Raw genomic sequence first — 24,684 nt, forward strand, 5'->3', positions numbered from 1 at the left:
CACACCTTTCAAATGAGGATGCCCGCAGTGCGGGCATCGTGAATCAACAGAAAACGGAGCGAAGCAGCGTCAGGCGAGTTTGCCGTGGCACTGCTTGTACTTCTTGCCCGAACCGCATGGGCACGGGTCGTTGCGGCCAACCTTCGGCACTTCGCCGGCGAGTGCGGCGGCAGCAGCCGATGCCACCGATCGCGGTGCGGCCATGGCCGGCGTTGCGCCATGAATCTCGGCATCGCCGGCAGCCACTTCGGCGAGTTCGCTGAACTCGTCGTGCTTGTACTGCACGTTGCTTAGCGCGGAAAGATCTTCTTCGATCTGTTCGGAGGCTTGCTCCAGCTCTTCCTGCGACTGGATGCGCACCGTGAAGACAATACGCGTGACCTCGTTGCGGATGGTGTCGAGCAGGCGGCCGAAGAGTTCGAACGACTCGCGCTTGTACTCCTGCTTCGGGTCCTTCTGCGCATAGCCGCGCAGGTGGATACCCTGACGCAGCATGTCGAGCGCCGCCAGGTGCTCACGCCAGTGCGTGTCGAGGCTTTGCAGCATCACCGAACGCTCGAAGCCGGCGAAGGACTCACGGCCAACCTGCGCCACCTTGCCTTCGTACACCGCTTCAGCGGCGTCCAGCACCATCTTGAGCAGGTCTTCGTCTTCGATCGACTGGGCGGCTTCCAGCGTCTTCACCAGCGGCTGATCCACGCCCCAGTCTTCACGCAGCGTCTTTTCCAGACCGGCAACATCCCACTGCTCTTCCATGGTCTCCGCCGGCACGTACGTGCGGAACAGCTCGGTGAACACGGATTCACGCAGGTTCTTGACGAGATCGCCCACATCCTGCGCTTCGAGAATCTCGTTACGCAGCTTGTAGAGTTCCTTGCGCTGGTCGTTGGAAACGTCGTCGTATTGCAGCAGCTGCTTGCGGATGTCGAAGTTGCGGCCTTCGACCTTGCGCTGCGCCGATTCGATGGAGCGTGTGACGATGCCGGCTTCGATCGGCTCGCCTTCGGGCATCTTCAGGCGATCCATGATCGCGCGCACGCGGTCACCCGCGAAAATGCGCAGCAGTTGATCGTCCAGCGACAGATAGAAGCGCGACGAACCGGGGTCGCCCTGACGGCCAGCACGGCCGCGCAACTGGTTGTCGATCCGGCGCGACTCGTGGCGCTCGGTGCCGATGATGTGCAGACCGCCCGCCGCCTTCACCTGCTCGTGCAGCGATTGCCATTCGTCCTGCAACTGCTTCACGCGCGCGGCCTTTTCTTCGTCGGAGAGCGACGCGTCGGCCATTACGAAGCCCGCTTGCTTCTCCACGTTGCCGCCCAGCACGATGTCGGTACCGCGGCCGGCCATGTTCGTCGCAATGGTAATCGCCTTGGGGCGGCCTGCTTCCGCAATGATCGCGGCTTCGCGCTCGTGCTGCTTGGCGTTGAGCACCTGATGCGGCAGCTTCCCTTGGTTCAGCAGGTTCGACAGCAGTTCGGAATTCTCGATGGACGTCGTGCCCACCAGCACCGGCTGGCCGCGCTCGTAGCAATCGCGAATGTCGCGAATGACGGCGTCGTAGCGCTCCTTCGAAGTCTTGTAGATCTGATCCTGCAAGTCCTTGCGCTGCGGCGTGCGGTTGGTCGGGATCACCACGGTTTCCAGGCCGTAGATCTCCTGGAATTCGTACGCCTCCGTGTCCGCCGTACCTGTCATGCCCGACAGCTTGTTGTACATGCGGAAGTAGTTCTGGAACGTGATGGTCGCCAGCGTCTGGTTTTCCTGCTGGATCTGCACGCCTTCCTTGGCTTCCACCGCCTGGTGCAGACCGTCGGACCAGCGACGGCCCGCCATCAGCCGGCCTGTGAATTCATCGACGATCACCACCTCACCGTTCTGCACCACGTAGTGCTGATCGCGGAAGAACAGGCTGTGCGCGCGCAGGGCGGCGTACAGGTGATGCATCAGCGTGATGTTCTGCGGCGCGTAGAGCGATTCGCCCTCGCCGATCAAACCGGCCTGCAGCAGGATCTGCTCGGCCTTCTCGTGACCGGATTCGGTCAGATAGACCTGGTGCGATTTTTCGTCGACATAGTAGTCGCCCGGCTTCTCGACGCCCGTGCCATCCGACTTCTCTTCGCCGATCTGGCGCGTGAGCTGCGCCGGGATGCTGTTCATGCGGCGGTAGAGGTCGGTGTGGTCTTCCGCCTGGCCGGAGATAATCAGCGGGGTACGCGCTTCATCGATCAGGATGGAGTCCACCTCGTCGACGATCGCGTAGTTCAGCGGACGCTGCACGCGCTGGCCGGCGTCGTACACCATGTTGTCGCGCAGGTAGTCGAAGCCGAACTCGTTGTTGGTGCCGTAGGTGATGTCCGATGCGTAAGCGGCCTGCTTCTGGTCGTGGTCCATGGTGGTCAGGTTGACCCCCACCGACAGGCCCAGCCAGTTGTACAGGCGGCCCATCCATTCGGCGTCGCGCTGTGCCAGGTAATCGTTGACCGTCACGACGTGCACGCCCTGGCCAGAGATGGCGTTCAGGTACACAGCAAGCGTAGCCGTCAGCGTCTTGCCTTCACCCGTGCGCATTTCGGCGATCTTGCCGTCGTGCAGCACCATGCCACCGATCAGCTGCACGTCGAAGTGCCGCATCTTCATTACACGCTTGCTGGCCTCACGGCACACGGCAAACGCCTCGGGCAGGAGCGCGTCGAGCGTCTCGCCCTTGGCAAAGCGTTGGCGGAATTCTTCGGTCTTGGCCTGCAGCTCGGCATCCGTGAGCGCTTCGAACTTGGGCTCGAGCGCATTGATCTGCGCCACCTTGCGGCGGTACTGTTTGATCAGCCGTTCGTTACGGCTGCCGAAAATCTTCTTGAGAAGGCCCGTGATCATCGATGGCTAGGGCCGGCGAGCCACCCGGGGAGCGCGTCAAGAAAGACCGCGAAACACAGGCAGCACAACGGCCCGGAAAGGGTTGGCGCAAAGGCGGGAGTTTAGCATGTGCAAAACACCCGCTTGATGGCAGCAGACCGGCGGGATGTGGCAGGAACGCCGCACTTTAGAGCCGCGCGGAACGTCGTGCGCGCAGGCACACACTCACGCTGAATTGGGGACGGGCGCCACTGATTGCAACCCGGGCGGGTTCAATGGCCCGCAGCGGTCATGCTCTTGCCGACATCGGCCGCTGCAACCTTCGCCGGCGCCTTGTTGGCTGCCATCTTGGGCTGGCCGGCGTTCTCCAGGAAGGCCACCGGATTCTGCGGGACGTCGTTGACGTGCACCTCGAAGTGCAGGTGCGGGCCTGTGGCGCGGCCAGTACGGCCGATCAGGGCGATGCGCTCGCCGGCCTTCACGATGTCGCCGACCTTCACGAAAACCTTGGACGCGTGGGCATAGCGCGTCTTCAGTCCATTGCCATGATCGATATCGATCATGTTGCCGTATTCGTGGTGGAATTCACTGGCGACGACCACGCCGCCGGCGGCCGCTACGATGGGCGTCCCAACCGGGCCCACAAAGTCGACGCCGTCATGCTGCGTGCGGCGGCCCGTGAAGGGATCGATCCGCGTGCCAAACCCCGAGGAGTCGTAACCCGTCGCTACCGGGCGCACGGTGGGCATCATCTTCGCGTGGATCTGGCGGTCCATCAGGGTGCTCTCTAGCACGCTGAGGTAATCGGTGCGCTGGTCGGCAGAGCGCGTCAGGCGATTCAGCTCGGACTGAATTTCCGGCATCGACATCGGCCGCGAAAACGCACCCGCCGGCCCGCCTCGGCTCGGCTGGGATTTGAAATCGAACTCGCGGGGCGGCACACCCGCCAAGCCCGAGACCCGGGCGCCCAGCGCATCCAGGCGCGCAATTTGCGCCTGCATTTCGCCGATGCGCGCGGCCATCAGGTTGAGGTTCTCGCGGGTGACACGCGGGTCCGCGCCGGCAACTTCCGAAGCGGCTGCACCCGGCAGCAGGCCCTGCTTGGCCGCCAGCCACGTCGCACCGACGGACAGGGCCGCCACGGCCAGCAGTGCCGCGCCGATAGCCACGAAGACGCCGCGTCTCGACAGATGCGTTGCGCCGGCCTTGCGCGGGTGAATCAGGATGATCTGCATCGCTCGTTTTCCGGACAAAAAAGCTGCCCACCGGCACGAAAGCGCGATGAAGCGCCCTACAATGCCGGCATGCGAATCTTTGTTCATCCCGCTCTCAAGACGCCTGTGGCTAAACCCGTTCAGGATTGGCTCTCGGGTGCCGGTTCGGTCGGCCCGCTGATGCAGGCGGCCAGGCAATTGGCGTCGTTGGAAGCGGAGGTGTTGTCGCTGTTGCCACCCGGTCTGGGCGGCGGGGTGGCCGTCGGTGGCATCAAGAACGATGCGCGCGACAGCCGCGAAGCGACTCTGGTGTTGCTCGCCGCACACAGTGCGGCTGCGGCGCGCTTGCGGCAGGTGGTACCCACCTTGCTGGAACGTCTGCAGCGCCGGGGATCGCAGATTACCGCAATTCGTGTACGGGTACAACCGCAGGGCGGCAATGACAGTTTATGGCCACAAGAGACCCAAAAGCCGCCTAAACGCGCCAAGATGACCGCAGTTGGAGTCAACAGCCTGGCGGCCCTGGCCAATGAACTGCCCGATTCGCCGCTTCGGCAAGCGTTGGCCGAAATGGTTGCGCGGCACGTTGCACCGGCAGCGAAGCCCAAATAAAAAGCGCCCCGCAGGGCGCTTTTTTTATACGAACGACCGCTCAGCCGATCACGAGAAGGCCGGTTGCAACTGCGGCAGGAACGCGCGCGGCGCTTCTTCCACCTTGTCGAACGTCACCATCTCGTAAGCCGTTTCGTCGGCCAGCAGCGCGCGCAGCAGCGCGTTGTTCAGGCCATGACCCGACTTGTGCGCGGTGTATGCAGCGATCAGCGGGTGGCCGACCACATACAGGTCGCCAATCGCGTCGAGGATCTTGTGACGGACGAACTCATCGCCGTAGCGCAGTTCGTCGTTGTTCAGCATGCGGTGCTCGTCGAGCACGATGGCGTTGTCGAGGCTGCCGCCGCGCGCCAGGCCGACCTCGCGCAGCATCTCGACTTCGTGGGCGAAACCGAACGTACGGGCGCGGGCGATTTCGCGCGTGTAGCTCGTATCGGCAAAGTCGATCTCGAACGTCTGGCCGGTCTTATCGACGGCCGGGTGGCGGAATTCGATGGTGAACGACAGCTTGAAGCCGAAGTAGGGATCGAGCCGGGCAAGCTTGTCGCCCTCGCGGATTTCCACCGGCTTCATCACGCGGATGAACCGCTTGGCCGCCCCCTGCTCTTCGATGCCTGCCGACTGCAGCAGAAACACGAACGAAGCCGCGCTGCCGTCCATGATCGGAATTTCTTCGGCGTCGACGTCGACATAGAGATTGTCGATGCCCAAGCCCGCGCACGCAGACATCAAATGTTCGACGGTGGACACGCGGGCGCCGTCTTTTTGCAATACGGACGCCAAGCGCGTGTCGCCAATGGCGCTTGCGGTAGCGGGAATCTCGACGGCCGGGTCGAGGTCCACACGCGTGAACACGATGCCGGTGCCTGCGGGTGCCGGGCGCAACGTCAACGTCACCTTGCGGCCCGAGTGCAGCCCGATGCCGACGGTCTTGACGAGGGACTTGATGGTGCGTTGTTTCAACATGGCCGCCCTCAACTCACAAAAGTCGTACGATTGTTTTTATCTATGCAGTCCGCATAGGTGATAACCCTGAGCATACCATTTTCACATCCCTGCCTTCAAAACGACTTTTGTATCGGGATGTTAGGGGTGCACGGAATTGACCCAACGTTAGGGCACGCAGGTTCGGCGCCACCGTCGCCTCAGCCTTGAAGCAGGGCGGGATGGCGGCGGTACTCCGCCATTTGGTGGGGTGTGCGACGTGGCGTCAGAGTACCGCGAGGATCGATTCGGCACTGCTGACGGAGAACTGTCCGGGTGCTTCGACCTGTAGCGCTGTTACCACACCATCCTTCACGACCATCGCATAACGCTGGGAACGCACGCCCATGCCGCGCTTGGAGAGATCCTGGTCGAGGCCGAGTTTGCTCGTGAACTCTGCGCTGCCGTCGCCGAGCATGCGGATCTTGTCGTCGGTGCCCTGCGTGCGGGCCCAGGCGCCCATCACAAAGGCGTCGTTGACGGACACACACCAGATTTCGTCGACACCCTTGGCGCGCAGTGCGTCGTAGTTGGCGAGGTAGCCTGGCACATGCCGCGCGGAGCAGGTCGGCGTGAACGCACCGGGCAGCCCGAAGATGACGATCGTCTTGCGCTCGGCCAGATGCTGGACGGAGAAAGCATTGGGGCCCAGCGCGCAGCCGTCCTTTTCCACTTCAAAGAACTCGTAGAGCGTTGCGTCGGGAAGCGGTTGACCGGGCTGGATCATGATCGTCAGGAGGCGGTTGCGTGGATATCGCGATCATAGAACCTGGCGAGCGAGCGCGCAGCCGGTTCTTAAAACGAGACCGCCCGCGTGAACGAATCACGCGGGCGGTCTTGGGAGACAACACCATCAGGCCGCTTGGCTCGGAACGCACCGCGCGCGGCACAACGAACGGACACACCCGCCGGGCGGGGTGAACCCTTCCGGGGAGGCGGCCAGAGGCCAACCTGCCCGGCGGCAACGACTGTGTCCGGTTCGTCGAGCGCTGTCGACTGACGAGCGGCCGGCCATCACACAACGGCGATCACGGGAGGGGAGCCGTGAACCGCGCGCGGCGTGCGGTGCCCCAGGCAGTCGGACGTGCGCGAGCGCTATCGAACCTGCGCAGGCCCGATCAGTCCGCCTGCTTGCGCAGGAATGCCGGAATGTCGTACGTGTCGACGCCCTTTTCTTGCAGTGCCGCCACGTGAGCCGACGCCGACTCACGCGAGCTGCGCCACACGGCCGGGGTGTCGAAGTTGCTGTAGTCCGGTGCAGCTGCCACCGAGTGACCGGCGCCACCGCCGAACGCCACCGGCTGGTTGTCGGTGCCGGTCTTCAGCAGCGTCATCGTCTGCGGCTGTTGTTGCTTGTTGCGAGCAGCGCGGCCCAGACCCGTGGCCACCACGGTCACACGCAGGGCGTCGCCCATGGCGTCGTCGTAGACCGTACCGAAGATGACGGTCGCATCTTCCGCGGCATAGCTGCGGATGGTGTTCATCACTTCCTTGGTCTCAGACAGCTTCAGCGAGCGGCTGGCCGTGATGTTGACCAGCACGCCACGCGCGCCCGACAGGTCGACGCCTTCCAGCAGCGGGCTGGCCACGGCTTGCTCAGCGGCCAGACGCGCACGGTCGACGCCGGACACGGTGGCCGTGCCCATCATCGCCTTGCCTTGCTCGCCCATGACCGTCTTCACGTCTTCGAAGTCGACGTTCACCAGGCCATCGACATTGATGATTTCCGCAATGCCGGCAACCGCGTTGTGCAGCACGTCGTCAGCGCACTGGAAGCACTTGTCCATCTCGGCATCATCGCCCATGACTTCGAAGAGCTTTTCGTTCAGCACGACGATCAGCGAATCGACGTTCCCTTCCAGGTCGTTCGCGCCATGCTCACCCACCTTCGAGCGGCGTGCGCCTTCGAAGTCGAACGGCTTGGAGACCACGCCCACGGTCAGGATGCCCATTTCCTTGGCGACTTGTGCAACCACCGGTGCTGCGCCCGTGCCCGTACCGCCGCCCATGCCGGCGGTGATGAAGACCATGTGCGCGCCACGCAGTGCGTCGGCGATCTGCTCACGGGCTTCCTCTGCGCAGTGCTTGCCGACTTCCGGCTTGGCGCCAGCGCCCAGGCCCGTGCTGCCGAGCTGCAGCACGCGCGATGCGGTCGAGCGCTTGAGCGCCTGCGCATCGGTGTTCATGCAGATGAATTCCACGCCTTGCACGCCGCGGTTGATCATGTGCTGCACGGCATTCCCACCCGCGCCGCCGACGCCGACCACCTTGATGATGGTGCCGTCCTGCATTTCCGTTTCAATCATGTCGAAGTCCATCATTGCCTCCAGAAGTGATCAGTCCCAGACGATGCAGCCTCCCCGCCGCAACTCCTGGTTCCTGAACAAAAAACATCAAAACAAGAAACTCAACTTGCTCCCCCCAAGGGAGCACATCTTCAACACCCGGCACATGCGTGCTCAAAAGTTGCCGATGAACCATTCCTTCATGCGCGTCCAGATCTGTTTGGCCGATCCGGACTGCACCACGACCTTGCGGCCGCGCACGCGCTGCACGCGACCCTCCTGCAGCAGGCCCATCACCGTGGCGTAACGCGGGCTCTTCACCACTTCGTGCAGGTTGCCGCGGTACTCCGGTACGCCCACGCGCACCGGCTTCAAGAACATGTCTTCGCCCAGCTCGACCATGCCCGGCATCATTGCAGTACCGCCGGTGAGGACCACGCCGCTGGAGAGCAGTTCTTCGTAACCGGATTCGCGCACCACCTGATGCACCAGCGAGAAGAGTTCTTCCACGCGCGGCTCGATTACGGCGGCCAGCGCCTGACGGCTCAATGTGCGGGGGCCACGGTCGCCGACGCCCGGCACATCGATCATCTCGTCCGGATCGGCCAGCACCTGCTTGGCGATGCCGTACTGGATCTTGATGTCCTCGGCGTCCGGCGTCGGCGTGCGCAGGGCCATGGCGATGTCGTTGGTGATCTGGTCGCCGGCGATGGGGATCACGGCCGTGTGGCGGATCGCACCTTCGCTGAAGATGGCGATGTCGGTCGTGCCGCTGCCGATGTCCACCAGCACCACGCCGAGTTCCTTTTCGTCTTCGGTCAGCACGGCCAGGCTTGATGCCAGCGGCTGCAGAATCAGGTCGTGCACTTCCAGCCCGCAACGCCGCACGCACTTGACGATGTTCTGTGCCGCGCTTACGGCGCCGGTCACGATATGCACCTTCACCTCGAGCCGGATACCGCTCATGCCGATCGGCTCGCGCACGTCTTCCTGACCGTCGATGATGAATTCCTGCGTCAGGATGTGCAGGATTTGCTGATCGGTCGGGATGTTGACGGCCTTGGCGGTCTCGATCACCCGCGCCACATCGGTGGAGGTGACCTCCTTGTCCTTGATCGCCACCATGCCGCTCGAATTGAAACTGCGGATGTGGCTGCCGGCAATGCCCGTGAAGACCTCGCCGATCTTGCAGTCGGCCATCAGCTCCGCTTCTTCGAGCGCCTTCTGGATCGACTGGACGGTCGCCTCGATATTGACGACTACGCCCTTCTTGAGCCCCTTCGATTCGGTCTGGCCCATACCGATGACCTCGTAGGCGCCGTCAGGGCGTAGCTCGGCCACCACCGCCACCACCTTGGAGGTGCCGATATCCAGCCCGACCAGAAGATCCTTGTATTCCTTGCTCATCGCGTTTTCTCTGTGCTTCGCGTTGCTTTGTTGTTGGCCGCCGGCTTACCCCCCAGCGTGGCTTTCGGCTTTGCAGCACCGCTGGTGCCGCTCGCGGTGCCGGGTAACTTGCCCCCCTTGGCCAGCACCGCAGCCTGCGCATCGGTCAGGAAGCGCACACCCGCCGCACGAACTGCAAATCCGTTGGGATACCGCAGATCGGCGTATTCGATCTGACCGCCCCAGCGCTTGGTCACCTCCGGCCACGCACGCACAAAGCGGCGGGCACGCGCGGCCAGCGCGGCGCGGTCATCGTCATTCAGTTCGCGGCCCAACTCGATGACCGTGCCGTTGGACAACCGCGCGCGCCAGGCGTAGCGGTCGGTGAGCGTCACGCTCAACGGCTCGACATTCATCGGCTTGAACCACTCGGTCATGGTCTCCAGCTTGTCGACCACGTCCTGCTCAGTGCCCTCGGGGCCGGCCAGCGCCACCAAATCCGTGTCGTCCTCGGCTTCGGCCAGGTTGGCCACGAAGACTTCGCCATACGTGTTGACCAGCTTGCCGGACTCATTGCCGCCCCAGGTGCCGAGCGCTTCGTGCTCTTGCACTTCCACCAGCAGCCCGTTGGGCCACACGCGGCGCACGCTCGCGCGCCGCACCCACGGCACCGATTCGAACGCGGCGCGTGCATCGTCCAGATTCAGCGAGAAGAAATTGCCGCGCAGCTTGGGCAGCGCATTGGCGCGCAGACTCGGCACATTCACGTGGCGCAACTCGCTGCCGGCCATCGGCATCACCCGCACCTGTTGCAGCTGGAACATCGGTCGCTGCATCAGCCAGACCGCCCCAACGCCCAACGCGCCAAGCGCGAGCAGCGCATACAGCGCACTCGCGACGGCGTTGAGGAGACGGGTGTTGTGCCACATAACGTTGGGTTGTCCGGTTTCGCTGACGTTGCGTCGATTATTCGGGTTTCCAATCGGTGCTCGCGTGCAGCTCCAGCGACGCGCTCGCCGCCAGTTGCAACACGAAATCTTCATAACTGATGCCGGCGGCGCGCGCGCCCATCGGCACCAGCGAATGGCCGGTCATGCCCGGCGACGTGTTCATCTCCAACAGGAACGGCGCGTTGTCGGACTTGCGCAGCATGATGTCGGCACGACCCCAGCCGCGGCAGCCCAGCCCGCGATACGCCTGCACCACCAGCGCCTGCACGCGCGCGGCCACGTCGACGGCAATCGGTGCCGGGCATTCGTAGCGCGTGTCGTCGGTGAAGTACTTGTTCTGGTAGTCGTAGTTGGCCTGCGGCGCGACGATGCGGATGAGCGGCAGCGCGGTTGCGCTTTCGCCTTCGCCGATGATCGGGCAGGTCAGCTCGTCGCCTTCGATGAACTGCTCGGCCATCACATCGCGGTCCAGGCGCGCGGCCTTTTCGTAGGCGGCGGGCAGCTCGCCAACACTCGTGACCTTGGTCAGACCGATCGACGAACCTTCACGCGCGGGCTTGACGATCAGCGGCAGGCCCAGGCGGTCGGCCACGGCTTGCCAGTCGGCGCCGGCATGCAACATCACGAAATCGGGCGTGGGCAGGCCGTGGGTCTGCCATTGGCGCTTGGTGGCTTCCTTGTCCATCGCCAGCGCAGATGCGAGTACGCCGCTGCCGGTGTACGGAATGCCGAATTGCTCCAGTAGGCCCTGGATCGTGCCGTCTTCGCCAAAGCGGCCGTGCAAAGAGATCACCACGCGGTCGAACCCTTGCTTGGCTAGATCGGCCACGGGCTGCAGCCCCGGGTCGAACGGGTGCGCATCGACGCCGCGCGCGCGCAGCGCAGCCAACACGCCGTTGCCGGACATCAGCGAGATTTCGCGCTCGGCCGAACGACCGCCCATGAGCACGCCCACCTTGCCGAGGGACTTCGGATCGATCGTCGGATTGGGAACAAACGGACCGGTCGTCATGCTGCGGCACCTCCGTTCAGATCCACGACATTGCCGGTGCGCGCCTGGGCCTGCAACGCAACAACTTGACCGGGCACCTGCCCGATCGATCCGGCGCCCATGGTGATCACCACGTCGCCGTCCTGCGCCGCATCGATGATCGCTTGCGGCATGTCTTCAATCTGTTCCACGAAGACCGGCTCGATCTTGTTGGCCACACGGAGCGCACGCGTCAGGGCGCGGCCGTCGGCGGCGACGATGGGCGGCTCGCCAGCGGCATACACCTCGGCCAGCAACAGCGCATCGACGGTCCCGAGCACCTTGATGAAATCTTCGAAGCAATCGCGCGTGCGGGTAAAACGGTGCGGCTGGAACGACAGCACGAGGCGGCGGCCGGGAAACGCACCGCGCGCCGCAGCCAGCGTGGCCGCCATCTCGACCGGGTGATGGCCGTAGTCGTCGATCAGCGTGAAGCGACCCTTACCGTCAGCGGTCGGCACTTCGCCGTAGCGCTGGAAGCGGCGGCCCACGCCGTTGAACTCGGCCAGCGCCTTGACGATGGCTTCGTCCGGCACTTCCAGTTCGGTGGCGATGGCGATGGCGGCCAGCGCGTTCTGCACGTTGTGCAGGCCCGGCAGGTTGAGCGTGATCGACAGCGGCGGCTCGGCATGGCCGTTGAGCTGGCGGATCACGGTGAATTCCATGCGGCCATCGACGGCGCGCGCATTGACGGCACGCACCTGCGCGTCTTCGGCAAACCCGTAGCGCACGACCGGCTTGGAGACGAACGGCAGGATTTCGCGCACGTTCGGGTCGTCCACGCACAGCACGGCGATGCCGTAGAACGGCAGCCGTTGCGTGAATTCGATGAACGCCTGCTTCAGGCGCGCGAAGTCGTGCCCGTAGGTGTCCATGTGATCGGCATCGATATTGGTGATGACTTCGATCACGGGGAACAGGTTGAGGAACGACGCATCGGATTCGTCGGCCTCGGCGACGATGAAATCACCCGTGCCCAGGCGCGCGTTGGCGCCCGCGGAATTGAGGCGACCCCCGATCACGAACGTCGGGTCCAGGCCGCCCTCGGCCAGCACGGAGGCGACCAGACTGGTGGTCGTCGTCTTGCCGTGCGTACCGGCAATCGCAATGCCCTGCTTCAGGCGCATCAGCTCGGCCAGCATCACTGCACGCGGCACGATGGGGATGCGCTTGGCGCGGGCGGCCAGCACTTCCGGGTTGTCGCCGCGCACGGCGGTGGAGACGACCACGGCATTGGCGCCGATCACATGTTCCGGCGCGTGGCCCTGCATGATCGTCGCGCCCAGCGTTGCCAGACGCTGCGTGGTCGCGCTGCTGCCCAGATCCGAGCCCGTCACGCGGTAGCCCAGATTCAGCAGCACCTCCGCGATGCCGCTCATGCCCGCGCCGCCGATGCCTACAAAATGGATGTTCTTGACGATGTGCTTCATATCGATTCGTTCCCTATGCCCGTGCCACCGCTACACACACGTCGGCGACACGCTCGGCCGCTTCGGGCCGTGCCTGCTCACGTGCTTTAGCCGCCATATCGGCCAATTGCGCACGCGTCAGGGACGCGAGTGTATCTGCCAGCGATGCCGGACTCAGTTCCTGCTGCGGCACCAACAGCGCCGCACCGCGTTCGGAGAGGAAGCGCGCATTGGTGGTCTGGTGATCGTCCACGGCATGCGGGAACGGCACGAACAGCGCCGCGACACCCGCCGCGGCCACTTCTGAGACGGTCATGGCGCCAGCGCGGCAGATGACGAGATCGGCGTGCGCATACGCAGCTGCCATATCGTCGATAAAGGGCACGGGCTGCGCGTGCGTATCGTCAATACCGGCAGCGGCATAGTTGGCGCGCAGCGTGTCGATCTGCTTGGCGCCCGCCTGATGGATGACGATGGGACGCGTATCGGCCGGCAGCAACGCCAGCGCCTTGGGCACCACGTCGTTGAGCGCTGCTGCGCCCAGGCTGCCGCCCACGACAAGCACGCGCAGCGGGCCGGTTCGCTCGGCGTAGCGCGTTTGCGGCGAAGCCAGCGTGGCGAGGTCGGCGCGGATCGGATTGCCCACCCACTCAGCACCGGCCAGCGCATTCGGAAATGCGCACAGCACGCGATCGGCCACGCGCGCGAGCACGCGGTTGGCGAGCCCTGCAATCGAATTCTGTTCGTGCAGCACCAGCGGGCGACCCAGCAGCACGCTCATCATGCCGCCCGGGAAGGTGATATAGCCGCCCATGCCCAGCACCACGTTCGGGCGCACACGGCGCACCACACCGAGGCTCTGCCAGAAGGCACGCAGCAGGTTGAGCGGCAGCAGAAACTTGGTGACGAGGCCCTTACCGCGCAGACCACCGAACTGCACCGACTCGAGCGGAAAACCGTGCTTGGGCACAAGCTGGCCTTCCATGCCGTTCGCATTGCCGAGCCACACCACCTTCCAGCCACGCGCGGCCAACAGCTTGGCCACCGACAGCGCGGGGAAGATGTGACCGCCCGTACCGCCGGCCATGACGAGGAGCGTGCGCGGCGCCAGACCGGCCGAATTGCCCGCCGTCATACCTTGCCCCCACGCATCAGCACGCGGTTTTCATAGTCGATACGCAGCAGCACCGCGATCGCCACGCAGTTCATCAGGATGCCGGAGCCGCCGTAGCTGACTAGCGGCAGCGTCAGGCCCTTGGTCGGCAGCAGGCCCAGGTTCACGCCCATGTTGATGAAGGCCTGCCAGCCGATCCAGATTCCCAGTCCCTTGGCAACGAGGCCGGCGAACGTACGGTCGAGCTGCAGCGCAGTGCGGCCGATCTCGAATGCGCGGCGCACCATCCAGTAGAACAGCAGGATCACGATCAGCACGCCGACGAAGCCCAGCTCTTCGCCGATCACCGCCAGGATGAAGTCGGTATGCGCCTCGGGCAGGTAGTGCAGCTTTTCGATGCTGCCGCCCAGGCCAACGCCGGTCCACTCGCCACGGCCGAAAGCGATCAGCGAGTGCGTGAGCTGGTATGCCTTCCCCTGTGCGTATTCCTCTTGCCACGGGTTCAGGTAGGCGAAGATCCGCTCTCGCCGCCAGGGCGACGCCACGATCAGCAGCGAGAAGGTTGAAACCGCGGTAAGCACGAGGCCGCCGAACAGCTTGCCGTTCACGCCGCCCAGGAACAGGATGCCCATGGCCACGGCCGCGATCACCAGGAACGCGCCCATATCCGGCTCCAACAGCAGGAGTGAGCCGACAAACGCCACGGCCACGCCCATGGGCAGGAAGCCCTTGCGCACGCTCTGCATCCAGTCCTGCTTGCGCACGGTGTAGTTGGCGGCGTACAGCACCACCGCCAGCTTCATCAGCTCGGACGGCTGGAAATTCATGACGCCCAGCGGCAGCCAGCGGCGCGCGCCATTCACGCCCTTGCCGAGGTGCGGCACGAGCACAATCACCAGCAGGACCAGCGCAATGATGAAGAGCTTCGGTGCGTATTTGTCCCAGAACTTGACCGGAATCTGGAATGCGACGATCGCACCGATCAGCCCGATGACCAGCGAGAAGATATGTCGGATCAGGAAATGCCCGTTGCTGTAGTTGGCGTACTTGGGCGAATCCGGCAACGCGATCGACGCCGAATACACCATCACCAACCCGAGGCCAAGCAGCACGATCGCCACCCACAACAGCGGCTGGTCGTACTCCATCATCTTGGAGCGCGTGGGCTTGACGCCTGAAACCGCATCACGCAGCCCGCCCCACGCATTGCCGATGGTCGCGCCGATGAAGCCGCTGCGCTTGATCTGGGTGTCGCTCATAGGAGGACTCCTCGGTCTGCCGCCAACGCCACCACGGCCTCGTGGAACACCTGCGCGCGGTGTTCGTAGTTGCGGAACATGTCGAAGCTTGCGCAGGCCGGCGACAGCAGCACAGCATCGCCCGGTTGCGCCTGCGCGGCAGCTTGCGGCACGGCGGCTTCCAGCGTCGGCGCATCGATCAGCGCGACACCGGTATTGGCCAGCGCCTCACGAATCAGCGGCGCGTCGCGGCCGATGAGGACCACGGCGCGCGCGTACTGCGCGACCGGCTCGGCCAGCGGCGAAAAGTCCTGACCCTTGCCATCGCCACCGGCAATCAGCACAACGTGCTTGGACAACCCCGAGAGCGCAGCCACCGTCGCGCCGACGTTGGTGCCCTTGCTGTCATCGAAGAATTCGATGTCGTCAAACGCGGCGATCAGCTCGACGCGATGCGGCTCGCCGGCGTAGTCGCGCAGGCCGTGCAGCAGCGCGCTCACGGGCAGGCCGATCGCACGGCACAGCGCCAGGGCAGCCATCGCGTTGGTCGCGTTGTGCAAGCCACGGATGCGCAGTGCGTCGGCAGGCATCAGGCGCTTCAGGCGCACCGGCACCGGGGCGGCGGCCGCGTTGTCGCCCTTCTTGCGGCGCGTGGGCTTCGGCAGATCTTCTTCATCGGCTTCGGCCAAGACGATCCACGGCATGCCGCCATCGCGCAGCAGCCCGAGCGCATCGGGCGTGCCCGGCTCATCGATGCCGAAGGTGATATCGCCGCCGTTCTTGCTCGCGAATGCCATCACGGCCGCGTCCTGACGATTCAGCACGCGCACGGTGTTGGCACCGAAGATGCGGCCCTTCGCTGCAGCGTAGGCCTCCATGGTGCCGTGCCAGTCGAGGTGGTCCTGCGTGATGTTCAGTACGGTGGCCGCATCGGCATCCAGCGTGTGCGTGGTTTCGAGCTGGAAGCTGGAAAGCTCGAGCACCCACACGTCAGGGAGCGTGCCTGCGTCGACGCATTCGCTGAGCTTGTCCAGCGCCGACGGGCTGATGTTGCCGGCCACGCCGACCGTCTTGCCGGCGCGCTGGACCAGGGCGCCCGTGAGCGCCGTGGTGGTGGTCTTCCCGTTCGTCCCCGTGATGGCGAGCACGCGCGGCGCATAGCCTTGCGCGGCCTTGAGGCCGGCCAGCGCGCGGGCAAACAATTCGATCTCGCCCCACACCGGCACGCTTTGCGCATTGGCTGCGTTCAGCAGCGCCGCAACGTTGCCATCCAGCGGCGACAGGCCCGGGCTGATCGCGATCAGCGTCACACCGTCCAGCAGCGACACGGCAAACGGGCCGCTCACGAATTCTGCGTCCGGCACATGGGCGCGCAGCGCCGGCAGGTTGGCCGGTGCCTCGCGCGTGTCGGCCACGCGCACGCGCGCGCCATGACGGGCACACCAGCGTGCCATGGCGAGGCCGGATTCGCCGAGGCCGAGCACCAGCACCACCGGCGCTTCGAACTCGCCGAACATGCGCGGCGCCTGTGCGGTTTCAGCGGCGGGCATCGGCTCGGCTGAATCGAGCGTTGCGACAACGGCGTCCACGGCAGCTTCCGGCTGCGTGGCTGCCAACTCGTCGTCCGGGGCGATGGATTCGGTCACGTCGATCATGTCCGTGCTCACCGCAGCTTGAGGGTCGACAGGCCGATCAGCACCAGCATCATGGTGATGACCCAGAAGCGCACGACCACTTGCGTTTCTTTCCAGCCGGAAAGCTCGAAATGGTGATGCAGCGGCGCCATGCGGAACAGGCGCCGGCCCTCGCCATAACGCTTCTTGGTGAACTTGAACCACGTCACCTGCAGCATCACCGAGACGGTTTCGGCCACGAAGATGCCGCCCATGATGAAGAGCACGATTTCCTGACGCACGATCACGGCGATGGTGCCCAGCGCCCCGCCCAGCGCCAGCGCGCCGACATCACCCATGAACACCTGCGCCGGATGCGCGTTGAACCACAGGAAGGCAAGCCCCGCTCCGGCCATCGCCGAGCAGAAGATCAGCAGCTCACCCGCGCCCGGAATGTGCGGGAACAGCAGGTACTTGCTGTAGACCGCGCTACCCATCACGTAGGCGAACACGCCCAGCGCGCTGCCCACCAGCACGACCGGCATGATGACGAGGCCATCGAGGCCATCGGTCAGGTTCACCGCATTGCTGGAGCCGACGATCACGAGGTACGTCAGGATGATGAAACCGAACACGCCGAGCGGGTAGCTGATCTCTTTGAAGAACGGCACGATCAGGTGCGACTTGGCCGGCAGGTTCAGCGACAGGCCGCTGCGCACCCACTCCATGAAGAGCTCGAGCACGCGTATGTTGCTCGTCTCGGACACCGAGAACGCCAGATACGCCGCTGCGAACAGACCGATCACGGTCTGCCAGAAAAACTTCTCACGCGAAGACATGCCCTTTGGGTCACGGTGCACGACCTTGCGGTAGTCATCCACCCAGCCAACAGCGCCGTAGCCGAGCGTGACGAGCAGCACAATCCAGATGAAGCGGTTGCCCCAGTCGGCCCACAGCAGCGTCGACACGGCAATGCCGATGAGCACCAGCACGCCGCCCATGGTGGGCGTGCCGGCCTTGACCAGATGCGTTTGCGGACCGTAGCTGCGCACAGCCTGGCCGACCTTCAGCTCGGTCAGGCGACGGATCACCCACGGCCCGAACCCGAGGCCGATCACCAGCGCCGTGAGCGATGCCATCACGGCGCGGAACGTCAGATAGTTGAAGACGCGCAGGAAGCCGTAGTCGTTCTGCAACCATTGCGCCAATGCCAATAACATGGGTTCTTGCTTCCCTTAATGCTGCTGTTGTGTGTTGGAACCGGTCGGCAAATCCGCTACCGGGTCTTTCAAGACCAGCGCTTCCACAATGCGTTCCATCCGCATGAAGCGCGAGCCCTTCACCAATACCGTCGCGGCCGGCGCAATGGCGCCAAGGCCGTGTTCGATCAACTCTTCCGCGGACGCAAAATGCTGCGCGCCTGCGCCGAATGCGTCGACCGTGTGGCGCGCAAGCTCACCGGTTGCCAGCACCGCATCGATGCCGCGCGTGCGCGCATAGGCGCCGATTTCTTCGTGGAATGCCGGACCCTGCGAGCCGACCTCGCCCATGTCACCCAGCACCAGCCAGCGCGGCGCCGGCAGCGTGGCGAGCGCATCGATCGCCGCGCGCATCGAGTCCGGGTTCGCGTTGTACGTGTCGTCGATGACGAGGCCGCCGTGCGTGCCCTGCTTGCGCTGCAACCGCCCCTTGACCGGAGCAAAGTTGCCCAGCGCTTGCGCGATCACCTCAGGAGCGACTCCGGCCGCGAGCGCGCACGCCGTCGCGGCGAGCGCATTGCGTGCGTTGTGCAACCCGAGCAGCGGCAGCGTGATGGCGAAGCGCTGGCCCGGAGCCTGCACGTCGATGCGTTGGCCCTCGGCGGTGTCCGCCACAGTGCCCGTCACGGCCCCGGCCTCGATGCCGAAGTCGAGCACGCGGCGCGAACCGGCCGCGGCTTGCCACACCGGCGCGTATTCGCCCCCGTTGGCCGCGTCGCGCGGATACACCGCTACGCCATCGGCCGGCAACGCGGCCAGCACGGCGGCGTGTTCTTCAGCCACGGCTTCCACGCTGACCATGAATTCCTGATGCTCGCGCTGGGCGTTGTTGATCATCGCGACGGTAGGCTGCGCAATGGCGGCCAATATGGCCGTCTCGCCCGGATGGTTCATGCCGAGTTCGAGCACGGCGAGCTTGTGTTGCGCGTTCAGGCGGAACAGCGTGAGCGGCAGGCCGATGTCGTTGTTGAAATTGCCGGCAGTCGCCAGGCGGGCGTCTTCGCCGACAGCCTGCGCGAAGATCGCGGAGATCATCTCCTTGACCGTGGTCTTGCCGTTGCTGCCCGTCACGGCGACGACCGGGATCGGGAACTGGCGTCGCCAGCCGGCGGCAAGCTGCCCGAGCCCGATGCGCGTATCGGCAACGGTCAGCACGGCCACGTTGGTCATATCCAGCGTTGCGGCCGGTGGGCGTGACACCAGCACGGCAGCAGCGCCACGCGCCACCACTTCGGGCAGGAAGTCGTGTGCATCGAAGCGCTCGCCGATGAGCGCGACGAACAGGTCGCCGGGCTGCACGGAGCGGCTGTCGGTCGTCACGCGCAGGATGGCTGCATCGGGGCCGGCAAGATGGGCGCCGGCCATCCAGGCGGCGGCGTCGGTGGCGTGCATCATCACGGTCGCAGCGCTCATGCAATCACCCCGCGGGCGGCGAGCGCCAGGCGCACGTGTTCCTGGTCGGAGAACGGCCGCTTGCGACCGGCTATCTCCTGGGTCGATTCATGTCCCTTGCCAGCCACGACGATCACGTCAAGCGCATCGGCGTGCCGCACGGCATGCAGGATGGCAGCGGCGCGGTCTTCGATCTGGGTGGCGGCGCGCGGGTTGTCCATGCCGTCGGCGATCTCGTCGAGAATGTGCTGCGGATCTTCGCTGCGCGGGTTGTCGGAGGTGAGCACCACGTGCGGCGCCAGGCGCTCGGCGATGGCGCCCATCTGCGGCCGCTTGCCGGGGTCGCGGTCGCCGCCGCAGCCGAACACAGCCCACAGCTTGCCGCCCCGCGCCTCGGTAATCGGTGCGAGCGCGCGTAGCGTCTGCTCCAGCGCGTCGGGCGTGTGAGCGTAATCCACTACCACCAGCGGACCATCTTCACCGCCGAAACGCTCCATGCGGCCGCTGACCGGCTGCAGCTTTTCCAGGTGCGCAAGGGCGTCCGGCCACGGCACGCCAGCCGCCAGCAGTGCGCCCAGCACAGCCAGCAGATTCGACACGTTGAACAGGCCGAGAGTCGGTGCATGGACGGTCGCGTGACCGAAGCTGCCGTCCACGTCGAACGTCGTACCCGTGCGGTGCGCGCGCACGTTACTGGCGCGCAGCCATTGCTTGGCGCCGTGCTGCGCAGCGGCTTCACCGTCGATGCCGTATTCAATGCTCTCGATGTCGGCGCGGGCGTTCTGCAGCAACCGCACTCCGGCCGCATCGTCGCGGTTGATGACCGCCGCACGCAGGCCTGGCCAGCCGAACAGACGCGCCTTGGCAAGTTCGTACTCGGCCATCGTGCCGTGGTAGTCGAGGTGATCCTGCGTCAGGTTGGTGAACACCGCGATGTCGAAACACGTGCCATCCACGCGGCCCTGCTCCAAACCGTGCGACGAGACTTCCATGGCGATGGCGCGGGCGCCCGCGCGATGCAGATCGGCGAGGCTGCGCTGGAGCTGGATGGCGTCCGGCGTGGTGAAGCCTGTCACGGCCAGCGCATCGACAAACCCCGTGCCGAGCGTACCCACCACTGCGCAACGCTCGCCGTGTTTGGTCAGCGCCTGCGCGATCCATTGCGAACACGACGTCTTGCCGTTGGTGCCCGTTACACCGATCACACGCAGCGCTTCCGGGCCCGGCACGCCGTACCACTGCGCGGCCAGAGGCCCGGCCAGTTCCGCCAGGCCGTCCACGGGCAGGATGCGCACGGGCGCGTCTGCGGGCATCGTGTAGCCATGCGCTTCGGCCAGCACGGCGGAAGCGCCAGCCTCGATCGCCTGCGGAATATGCGGACGGCCATCGCCATGCTGACGCACATTGCCGAGCACGTAGGCCACGAACACATCGCCGGTCTTGAGCTTGCGGGTGTCGCTCGTGAGGTCGGCACCAGCCGGCGCTTGTACGCGCAGCCAGTCCACCACGGGCACGAGGCGCGCCGCGATGGCCGGACGATCGGAGGTGGGCTGGACCGTCATTGCAGGCCCCCGACGGGCTCTTCCGGCACGTCCGGCGTCATCACAAGCTGGCGCACCGGCGAATCCGGCGGCACGTTCAACGCGCGCAGAGTGCCGCCCACGATCTGCGAGAACACCGGGCCGGCCGCGCCACCGCCATAGCGGTTACCCACCGTGGGCTCATCCACGCTCACCGCCACGATGATGCGCGGGTTCGACATCGGCGCCAGACCAATGAACGAGGCGCGATATTTGGAACGGTCATAGCCACGTCCGGTGTGCTTCCACGCCGTACCGGTCTTGCCCCCGACGCGATAGCCCATCACTTGCGCCTGGGGGGCCGTGCCCCCGGGCGCCGTAACTGTCTCAAGCATCTGGCGAACCTGCCGCGCCACTTCCGGCGAGATCACCCGCTCACCCTGGGGCGGCTGCCCATTGGTGCGGTACATCGTGATCGGGATCAGCTCGCCATCGTGCGCGAAGATGGTGTAGGCGTGCGCGATCTGGAACAGCGATACCGACAGGCCATATCCATACGACATCGTCGCCTGTTCAATGCGGCGCCATTTGTTGGCCGGCCGCAGCCGCCCCGCCACCGCGCCCGGGAAGCCGATCTTCGGTGCCTGCCCCAGTCCAACGCTCGTGAACATGTCCCACATTTCCTGTGGCTTGAGCGTCATCGCAATCTTGGTCGTGCCGATGTTGCTGGAGTGCTGGATGACCTGGGCGACCGTCAACGTACCGTAGTTGCCGGTGTCGGAAATGGTCGCGCCTTCGAAGCTGTATTTGCCGTTGGTCTGCACTAGCGTGTTGGGCGTCACACGCTTGAGCTGCAGCGCCAAGCTGATGGTGATCGGCTTCATCATCGAGCCCGGCTCGAAGGTGTCGGTCAGCACGCGGTTGCGCAGTTGTTCGCCCGACAGGCGGCTGCGGTCGTTCGGGTTGTAGGTCGGGTAGTTGGCAAGCGCCAGGACCTCGCCCGTCTGAGCATCCAGCACGATCGCGCTGGCCGCCTTGGCGTGGGTACGCTCGATGGCGGCCTTCAGTTCGTTGAAGGTTAGGTACTGGATCTTGGCGTCGATCGACAGCGTCTGGTCATGCCCGTCACGCGGCGCCTTGAGCACGCCCACGTCTTCCACCACGCGACCCAGTCGATCCTTGATCACCTGGCGCTGACCGGCAGCACCTGCAAGGTCGGACTCCCGTGCCAGTTCCATACCTTCCTGGCCCTTGTCTTCCACATTCGTGAAACCGACGATGTGCGCCATCGCCTCGCCTTCCGGGTAGAAGCGCTTGTACTCACGCGTCTGATAGATGCCTTCGATCTTGAGTGCTGCAATCTGGTCGGCCACATCCGGCAGCACCTGACGCTTGAGGTAAACGAACCCCTTGTCTTCGCCGAGCTTGCCCGAAAGCTCCTTGTTGCTCATGCCCAGCAGCTTGGCGAGCTTCATCATGTCCTCGCCAGGCACGTTGTTGGGCACGTCTTCGGGCACGGCCCAGATGGCCTTCACCGGCAGGCTCGTGGCCAGCACCAGACCATTGCGGTCCAGAATCTTGCCGCGCGTGGCGGGCAATTCCAGCGTGCGCTGGAAGCGCTTCTTGCCTTCAGCCTCGTAGAAGCGGTTGCCGGGGCCTTGAATCCACAGCGCGCGGCCGATCAGCGCCAGAAACGCCGCGAACATCAAGAACACGACCAGTTTCGAGCGCCACATCGGCAGGCGCAGGCCCAGCACCGGGCTGGCGGAGAATTGGCCCAGGCGCGCGCGCGCCGTGGTGCCGTTGGATTTGCGGGCGCCGCTCATGGCTGGACTCCGGAAGCCGTGGGCGCGCTGGCCGCGGCCGAAGACGCCATGGAGGACGTTCCACCCGCCGGCAAGTCGGCAAACCCCTGCAGATACTGCGTGCGACCCGCCTGCGCGGGCGACATCTTCAATTGCCTGCTCGCGATGTCGGCAATGCGAGCACTTTTGCCCAGCGCGCTCTGCTCATATTGCAGGCGCGACCAGTCGGTGTTCAGTTGCTTTTCTTCCGCCTGCGCGCGATCCAGCGCGACAAACAGTTGCCGCGCCTGATGCTGTGCGTTGACCAGTGACAGCGCGCACAGCACCAGCGCAGTCAGCAGGAACATGTTCAGGCGGTTCATGGCGTGGGTCTCCGCGAGTCGGCAGCCGTCAGCAACGCTCTGCCACGCGCATGATGGCCGAGCGCGCGCGTGGGTTGGCCGACACTTCGGCCTCCGACGGCTTCACGCGGCCAAGCAGACGCAACTGCGGCGTCGGCAGCTCATGCGCACGCAGCGGCGCCCGACGCAGTTCCGGCGCGGCGGATTGCTCCGGACGCGCCAGGGCCTGCATGAAGCGCTTGACGATGCGGTCTTCCAGCGAATGGAAGCTGATCACGACGAGACGTCCCCCCTGTTCCAGACGTTCAAAGGCGGCCTTCAGACCGGTTTCGAGGTCCGCAAGCTCTTGATTGACGTGAATCCGTAAAGCTTGAAAGGTGCGGGTCGCAGGGTCTTGGCCCTTCTCGCGTGTTTTGACGGCTTGCGCCACGAGCGCGGCAAGCTCGGATGTGCGATCGAGAGGACCTCGATCCCCGGATTGGCCCCGGCGAGCAACAATCGCCTTTGCAATCTGTACAGCAAACCGTTCTTCCCCATAGTCCCGTATCACCCTCGCAATGTCGCGCTCATCAGCCTCGGCCAGCCATTGGGCTGCGGTAATGCCGCGCGTGGTGTCCATCCGCATGTCGAGCGGGCCATCCATCCGGAACGAGAAGCCACGTGCGCCTTCGTCAATCTGCGGCGAACTGATGCCGAGATCGAGCAGCACGCCGGCCACCCGTTCAATGCCGCGCGCATCCAGGCACTGGGCCATCTGCGCGAAGCTGTCATGCTCAATAGCGAAGCGGGCATCCTCTACGGTGCCCGCTTCGGTGATTGCTGCCGGGTCCTTGTCGAAGGCGACAAGTCTGCCGCCGGGCCCCAGCCGTTCCAGGATGCGCCGGCTGTGCCCGCCTCTCCCGAAGGTTCCATCGATATAGATGCCGTCGTCGCGCCAGATAAGCGCATCGACCGCTTCTTCTAAGAGCACCGTTTGATGGCGCAGTGCCGTACTGGCTTGGGTAGTCATCGCGCGTCATCAAAAGGAGAAATTCTTGAGGGCGTCGGGCATGCCTTGCGCCATGGCGGCCTGCTCCTTCGCGGTGTACGTGGCGGCATCCCAGACTTCAAAGTGGCTGCCCATGCCGAGCAGCATCACGTCACGTTCAAGGGAGGCGGCCGCGCGCAGTTCGGGGGTGATGAGGACGCGGCCGGCGGTATCGAGTTCGACGTCGGCGGCGCTACCCAGGAAGATCCGTTTCCACCAGTGGGCCTCCATCGGGAGTGCAGCGATGCGCTCGCGAAAACGCTCCCACTCCGGGCGCGGAAACAGCATGAGGCAACCGTCCGGGTGCTTGGTCACAGTCACCCGGCCCTCGGCCTGCAGCTGAAGCGCTTCGCGGTGCCGCGACGGAATGGACATCCGCCCTTTGGCATCCAGCGTCAGCGCCGACGCACCCTGGAACACGTTGGATTCTCTCTCCGCGCGGCGACTTGTTCGCCACTCACCTTGTCGTCAACTGGCCCGCAAACGGCCCTTTCAAACCACAAAACTACACTTTCTGACACTGTTTCCCACTTTAGAGGAACGACTTTAGGCGGTCAAGGCTTGCACAGCCCTGTGAGGCGGAAAATTTGCAATCAGAACAATGACTTAGCGCACCCGCCCAAGAACGGTGCGCGACTTTTCCCAATCAAAT

Annotated in this window: 20 protein-coding genes; 1 reads left to right on the forward strand and 19 read right to left on the reverse strand. The window is 64.8% G+C overall.

The features are described from left to right. Positions 1 to 69 precede the first annotated feature (69 nt). Positions 70 to 2,874 (reverse strand): preprotein translocase subunit SecA, encoded by a 2,805-nt coding sequence (gene secA, locus N5B55_RS13375; protein ID WP_065856075.1) that lies wholly within the window; start codon positions 2,872 to 2,874, stop codon positions 70 to 72. A 251-nt stretch (positions 2,875 to 3,125) separates the two neighbouring features. Next, positions 3,126 to 4,088, reverse strand: coding sequence for a M23 family metallopeptidase (locus N5B55_RS13380; RefSeq protein ID WP_304538425.1), 963 nt, complete (start codon positions 4,086 to 4,088; stop codon positions 3,126 to 3,128). A gap of 69 nt (positions 4,089 to 4,157) precedes the next feature. On the opposite strand from N5B55_RS13380, the gene N5B55_RS13385 reads away from it, so the two are divergent. Further along, the gene (locus N5B55_RS13385) at positions 4,158 to 4,679 is read left to right on the forward strand and encodes a DciA family protein (RefSeq protein ID WP_304539796.1); all 522 of its coding nucleotides are present in this window, start codon (positions 4,158 to 4,160) and stop codon (positions 4,677 to 4,679) included. A 48-nt stretch (positions 4,680 to 4,727) separates the two neighbouring features. Here N5B55_RS13385 and lpxC read toward each other — a convergent pair whose 3' ends face one another. From lpxC to mraZ, 17 genes are all read right to left on the reverse strand, one after another. Beyond that, positions 4,728 to 5,645: a UDP-3-O-acyl-N-acetylglucosamine deacetylase gene (gene lpxC / locus N5B55_RS13390; RefSeq protein WP_154208965.1), complete on the reverse strand. Its 918-nt coding sequence runs from the start codon at positions 5,643 to 5,645 to the stop codon at positions 4,728 to 4,730. A 244-nt stretch (positions 5,646 to 5,889) separates the two neighbouring features. Beyond that, positions 5,890 to 6,390, reverse strand: a complete 501-nt coding sequence (locus tag N5B55_RS13395) for a peroxiredoxin (RefSeq protein WP_304538427.1) — start codon at positions 6,388 to 6,390, stop codon at positions 5,890 to 5,892. A 391-nt stretch (positions 6,391 to 6,781) separates the two neighbouring features. Further along, complete coding sequence (ftsZ, locus tag N5B55_RS13400) at positions 6,782 to 7,981, reverse strand: cell division protein FtsZ (RefSeq protein WP_012763009.1); 1,200 nt, start codon at positions 7,979 to 7,981, stop codon at positions 6,782 to 6,784. A 141-nt stretch (positions 7,982 to 8,122) separates the two neighbouring features. After that, positions 8,123 to 9,355 (reverse strand): cell division protein FtsA, encoded by a 1,233-nt coding sequence (gene ftsA / locus N5B55_RS13405; protein ID WP_004633059.1) that lies wholly within the window; start codon positions 9,353 to 9,355, stop codon positions 8,123 to 8,125. Beyond that, a complete protein-coding gene (locus tag N5B55_RS13410) occupies positions 9,352 to 10,263 on the reverse strand; it encodes a cell division protein FtsQ/DivIB (protein ID WP_304538428.1) in 912 nt (303 codons plus the stop codon). Before N5B55_RS13410 ends, ftsA begins: the two co-directional genes overlap by 4 nt. A 37-nt stretch (positions 10,264 to 10,300) precedes the next feature. Continuing rightward, positions 10,301 to 11,296 (reverse strand): D-alanine--D-alanine ligase, encoded by a 996-nt coding sequence (locus N5B55_RS13415; RefSeq protein ID WP_304538429.1) that lies wholly within the window; start codon positions 11,294 to 11,296, stop codon positions 10,301 to 10,303. Then, positions 11,293 to 12,744 carry a UDP-N-acetylmuramate--L-alanine ligase gene (gene murC / locus N5B55_RS13420; protein WP_012763012.1) on the reverse strand — a complete coding sequence of 484 codons (1,452 nt, stop codon included), beginning with the start codon at positions 12,742 to 12,744 and terminating at the stop codon, positions 11,293 to 11,295. The genes N5B55_RS13415 and murC overlap by 4 nt, the downstream gene beginning before the upstream one ends. A gap of 13 nt (positions 12,745 to 12,757) precedes the next feature. Next, positions 12,758 to 13,858 (reverse strand): undecaprenyldiphospho-muramoylpentapeptide beta-N-acetylglucosaminyltransferase, encoded by a 1,101-nt coding sequence (gene murG, locus N5B55_RS13425; RefSeq protein WP_154208957.1) that lies wholly within the window; start codon positions 13,856 to 13,858, stop codon positions 12,758 to 12,760. Further along, positions 13,855 to 15,096, reverse strand: coding sequence for a putative lipid II flippase FtsW (gene ftsW, locus N5B55_RS13430; RefSeq protein ID WP_009241608.1), 1,242 nt, complete (start codon positions 15,094 to 15,096; stop codon positions 13,855 to 13,857). Before ftsW ends, murG begins: the two co-directional genes overlap by 4 nt. Beyond that, complete coding sequence (murD, locus tag N5B55_RS13435; RefSeq protein ID WP_178961083.1) at positions 15,093 to 16,592, reverse strand: UDP-N-acetylmuramoyl-L-alanine--D-glutamate ligase; 1,500 nt, start codon at positions 16,590 to 16,592, stop codon at positions 15,093 to 15,095. The genes ftsW and murD overlap by 4 nt, the downstream gene beginning before the upstream one ends. A gap of 146 nt (positions 16,593 to 16,738) precedes the next feature. Further along, on the reverse strand, positions 16,739 to 17,908 hold the full coding sequence (mraY, locus tag N5B55_RS13440) for a phospho-N-acetylmuramoyl-pentapeptide-transferase (protein WP_065856083.1): 1,170 nt from the start codon (positions 17,906 to 17,908) through the stop codon (positions 16,739 to 16,741). Positions 17,909 to 17,923: 15 nt separating this feature from the next. Continuing rightward, positions 17,924 to 19,360 carry a UDP-N-acetylmuramoyl-tripeptide--D-alanyl-D-alanine ligase gene (locus N5B55_RS13445; protein ID WP_178961062.1) on the reverse strand — a complete coding sequence of 479 codons (1,437 nt, stop codon included), beginning with the start codon at positions 19,358 to 19,360 and terminating at the stop codon, positions 17,924 to 17,926. Next, positions 19,357 to 20,901: a UDP-N-acetylmuramoyl-L-alanyl-D-glutamate--2,6-diaminopimelate ligase gene (locus N5B55_RS13450; RefSeq protein WP_304538430.1), complete on the reverse strand. Its 1,545-nt coding sequence runs from the start codon at positions 20,899 to 20,901 to the stop codon at positions 19,357 to 19,359. Before N5B55_RS13450 ends, N5B55_RS13445 begins: the two co-directional genes overlap by 4 nt. Beyond that, a complete protein-coding gene (locus N5B55_RS13455) occupies positions 20,898 to 22,685 on the reverse strand; it encodes a peptidoglycan D,D-transpeptidase FtsI family protein (protein WP_154208948.1) in 1,788 nt (595 codons plus the stop codon). Before N5B55_RS13455 ends, N5B55_RS13450 begins: the two co-directional genes overlap by 4 nt. After that, complete coding sequence (ftsL, locus tag N5B55_RS13460; RefSeq protein ID WP_009241614.1) at positions 22,682 to 23,026, reverse strand: cell division protein FtsL; 345 nt, start codon at positions 23,024 to 23,026, stop codon at positions 22,682 to 22,684. The genes N5B55_RS13455 and ftsL overlap by 4 nt, the downstream gene beginning before the upstream one ends. Before the next feature lie 28 nt (positions 23,027 to 23,054). Continuing rightward, positions 23,055 to 24,014 (reverse strand): 16S rRNA (cytosine(1402)-N(4))-methyltransferase RsmH, encoded by a 960-nt coding sequence (gene rsmH / locus N5B55_RS13465; RefSeq protein WP_009241615.1) that lies wholly within the window; start codon positions 24,012 to 24,014, stop codon positions 23,055 to 23,057. A 9-nt stretch (positions 24,015 to 24,023) separates the two neighbouring features. Beyond that, positions 24,024 to 24,452, reverse strand: coding sequence for a division/cell wall cluster transcriptional repressor MraZ (gene mraZ, locus N5B55_RS13470; RefSeq protein ID WP_004633088.1), 429 nt, complete (start codon positions 24,450 to 24,452; stop codon positions 24,024 to 24,026). Between the last annotated feature and the right edge of the window lie 232 nt (positions 24,453 to 24,684).

This window comes from Ralstonia pickettii (assembly GCF_030582395.1).
In the GTDB taxonomy this organism is placed as follows: domain Bacteria; phylum Pseudomonadota; class Gammaproteobacteria; order Burkholderiales; family Burkholderiaceae; genus Ralstonia; species Ralstonia pickettii_D.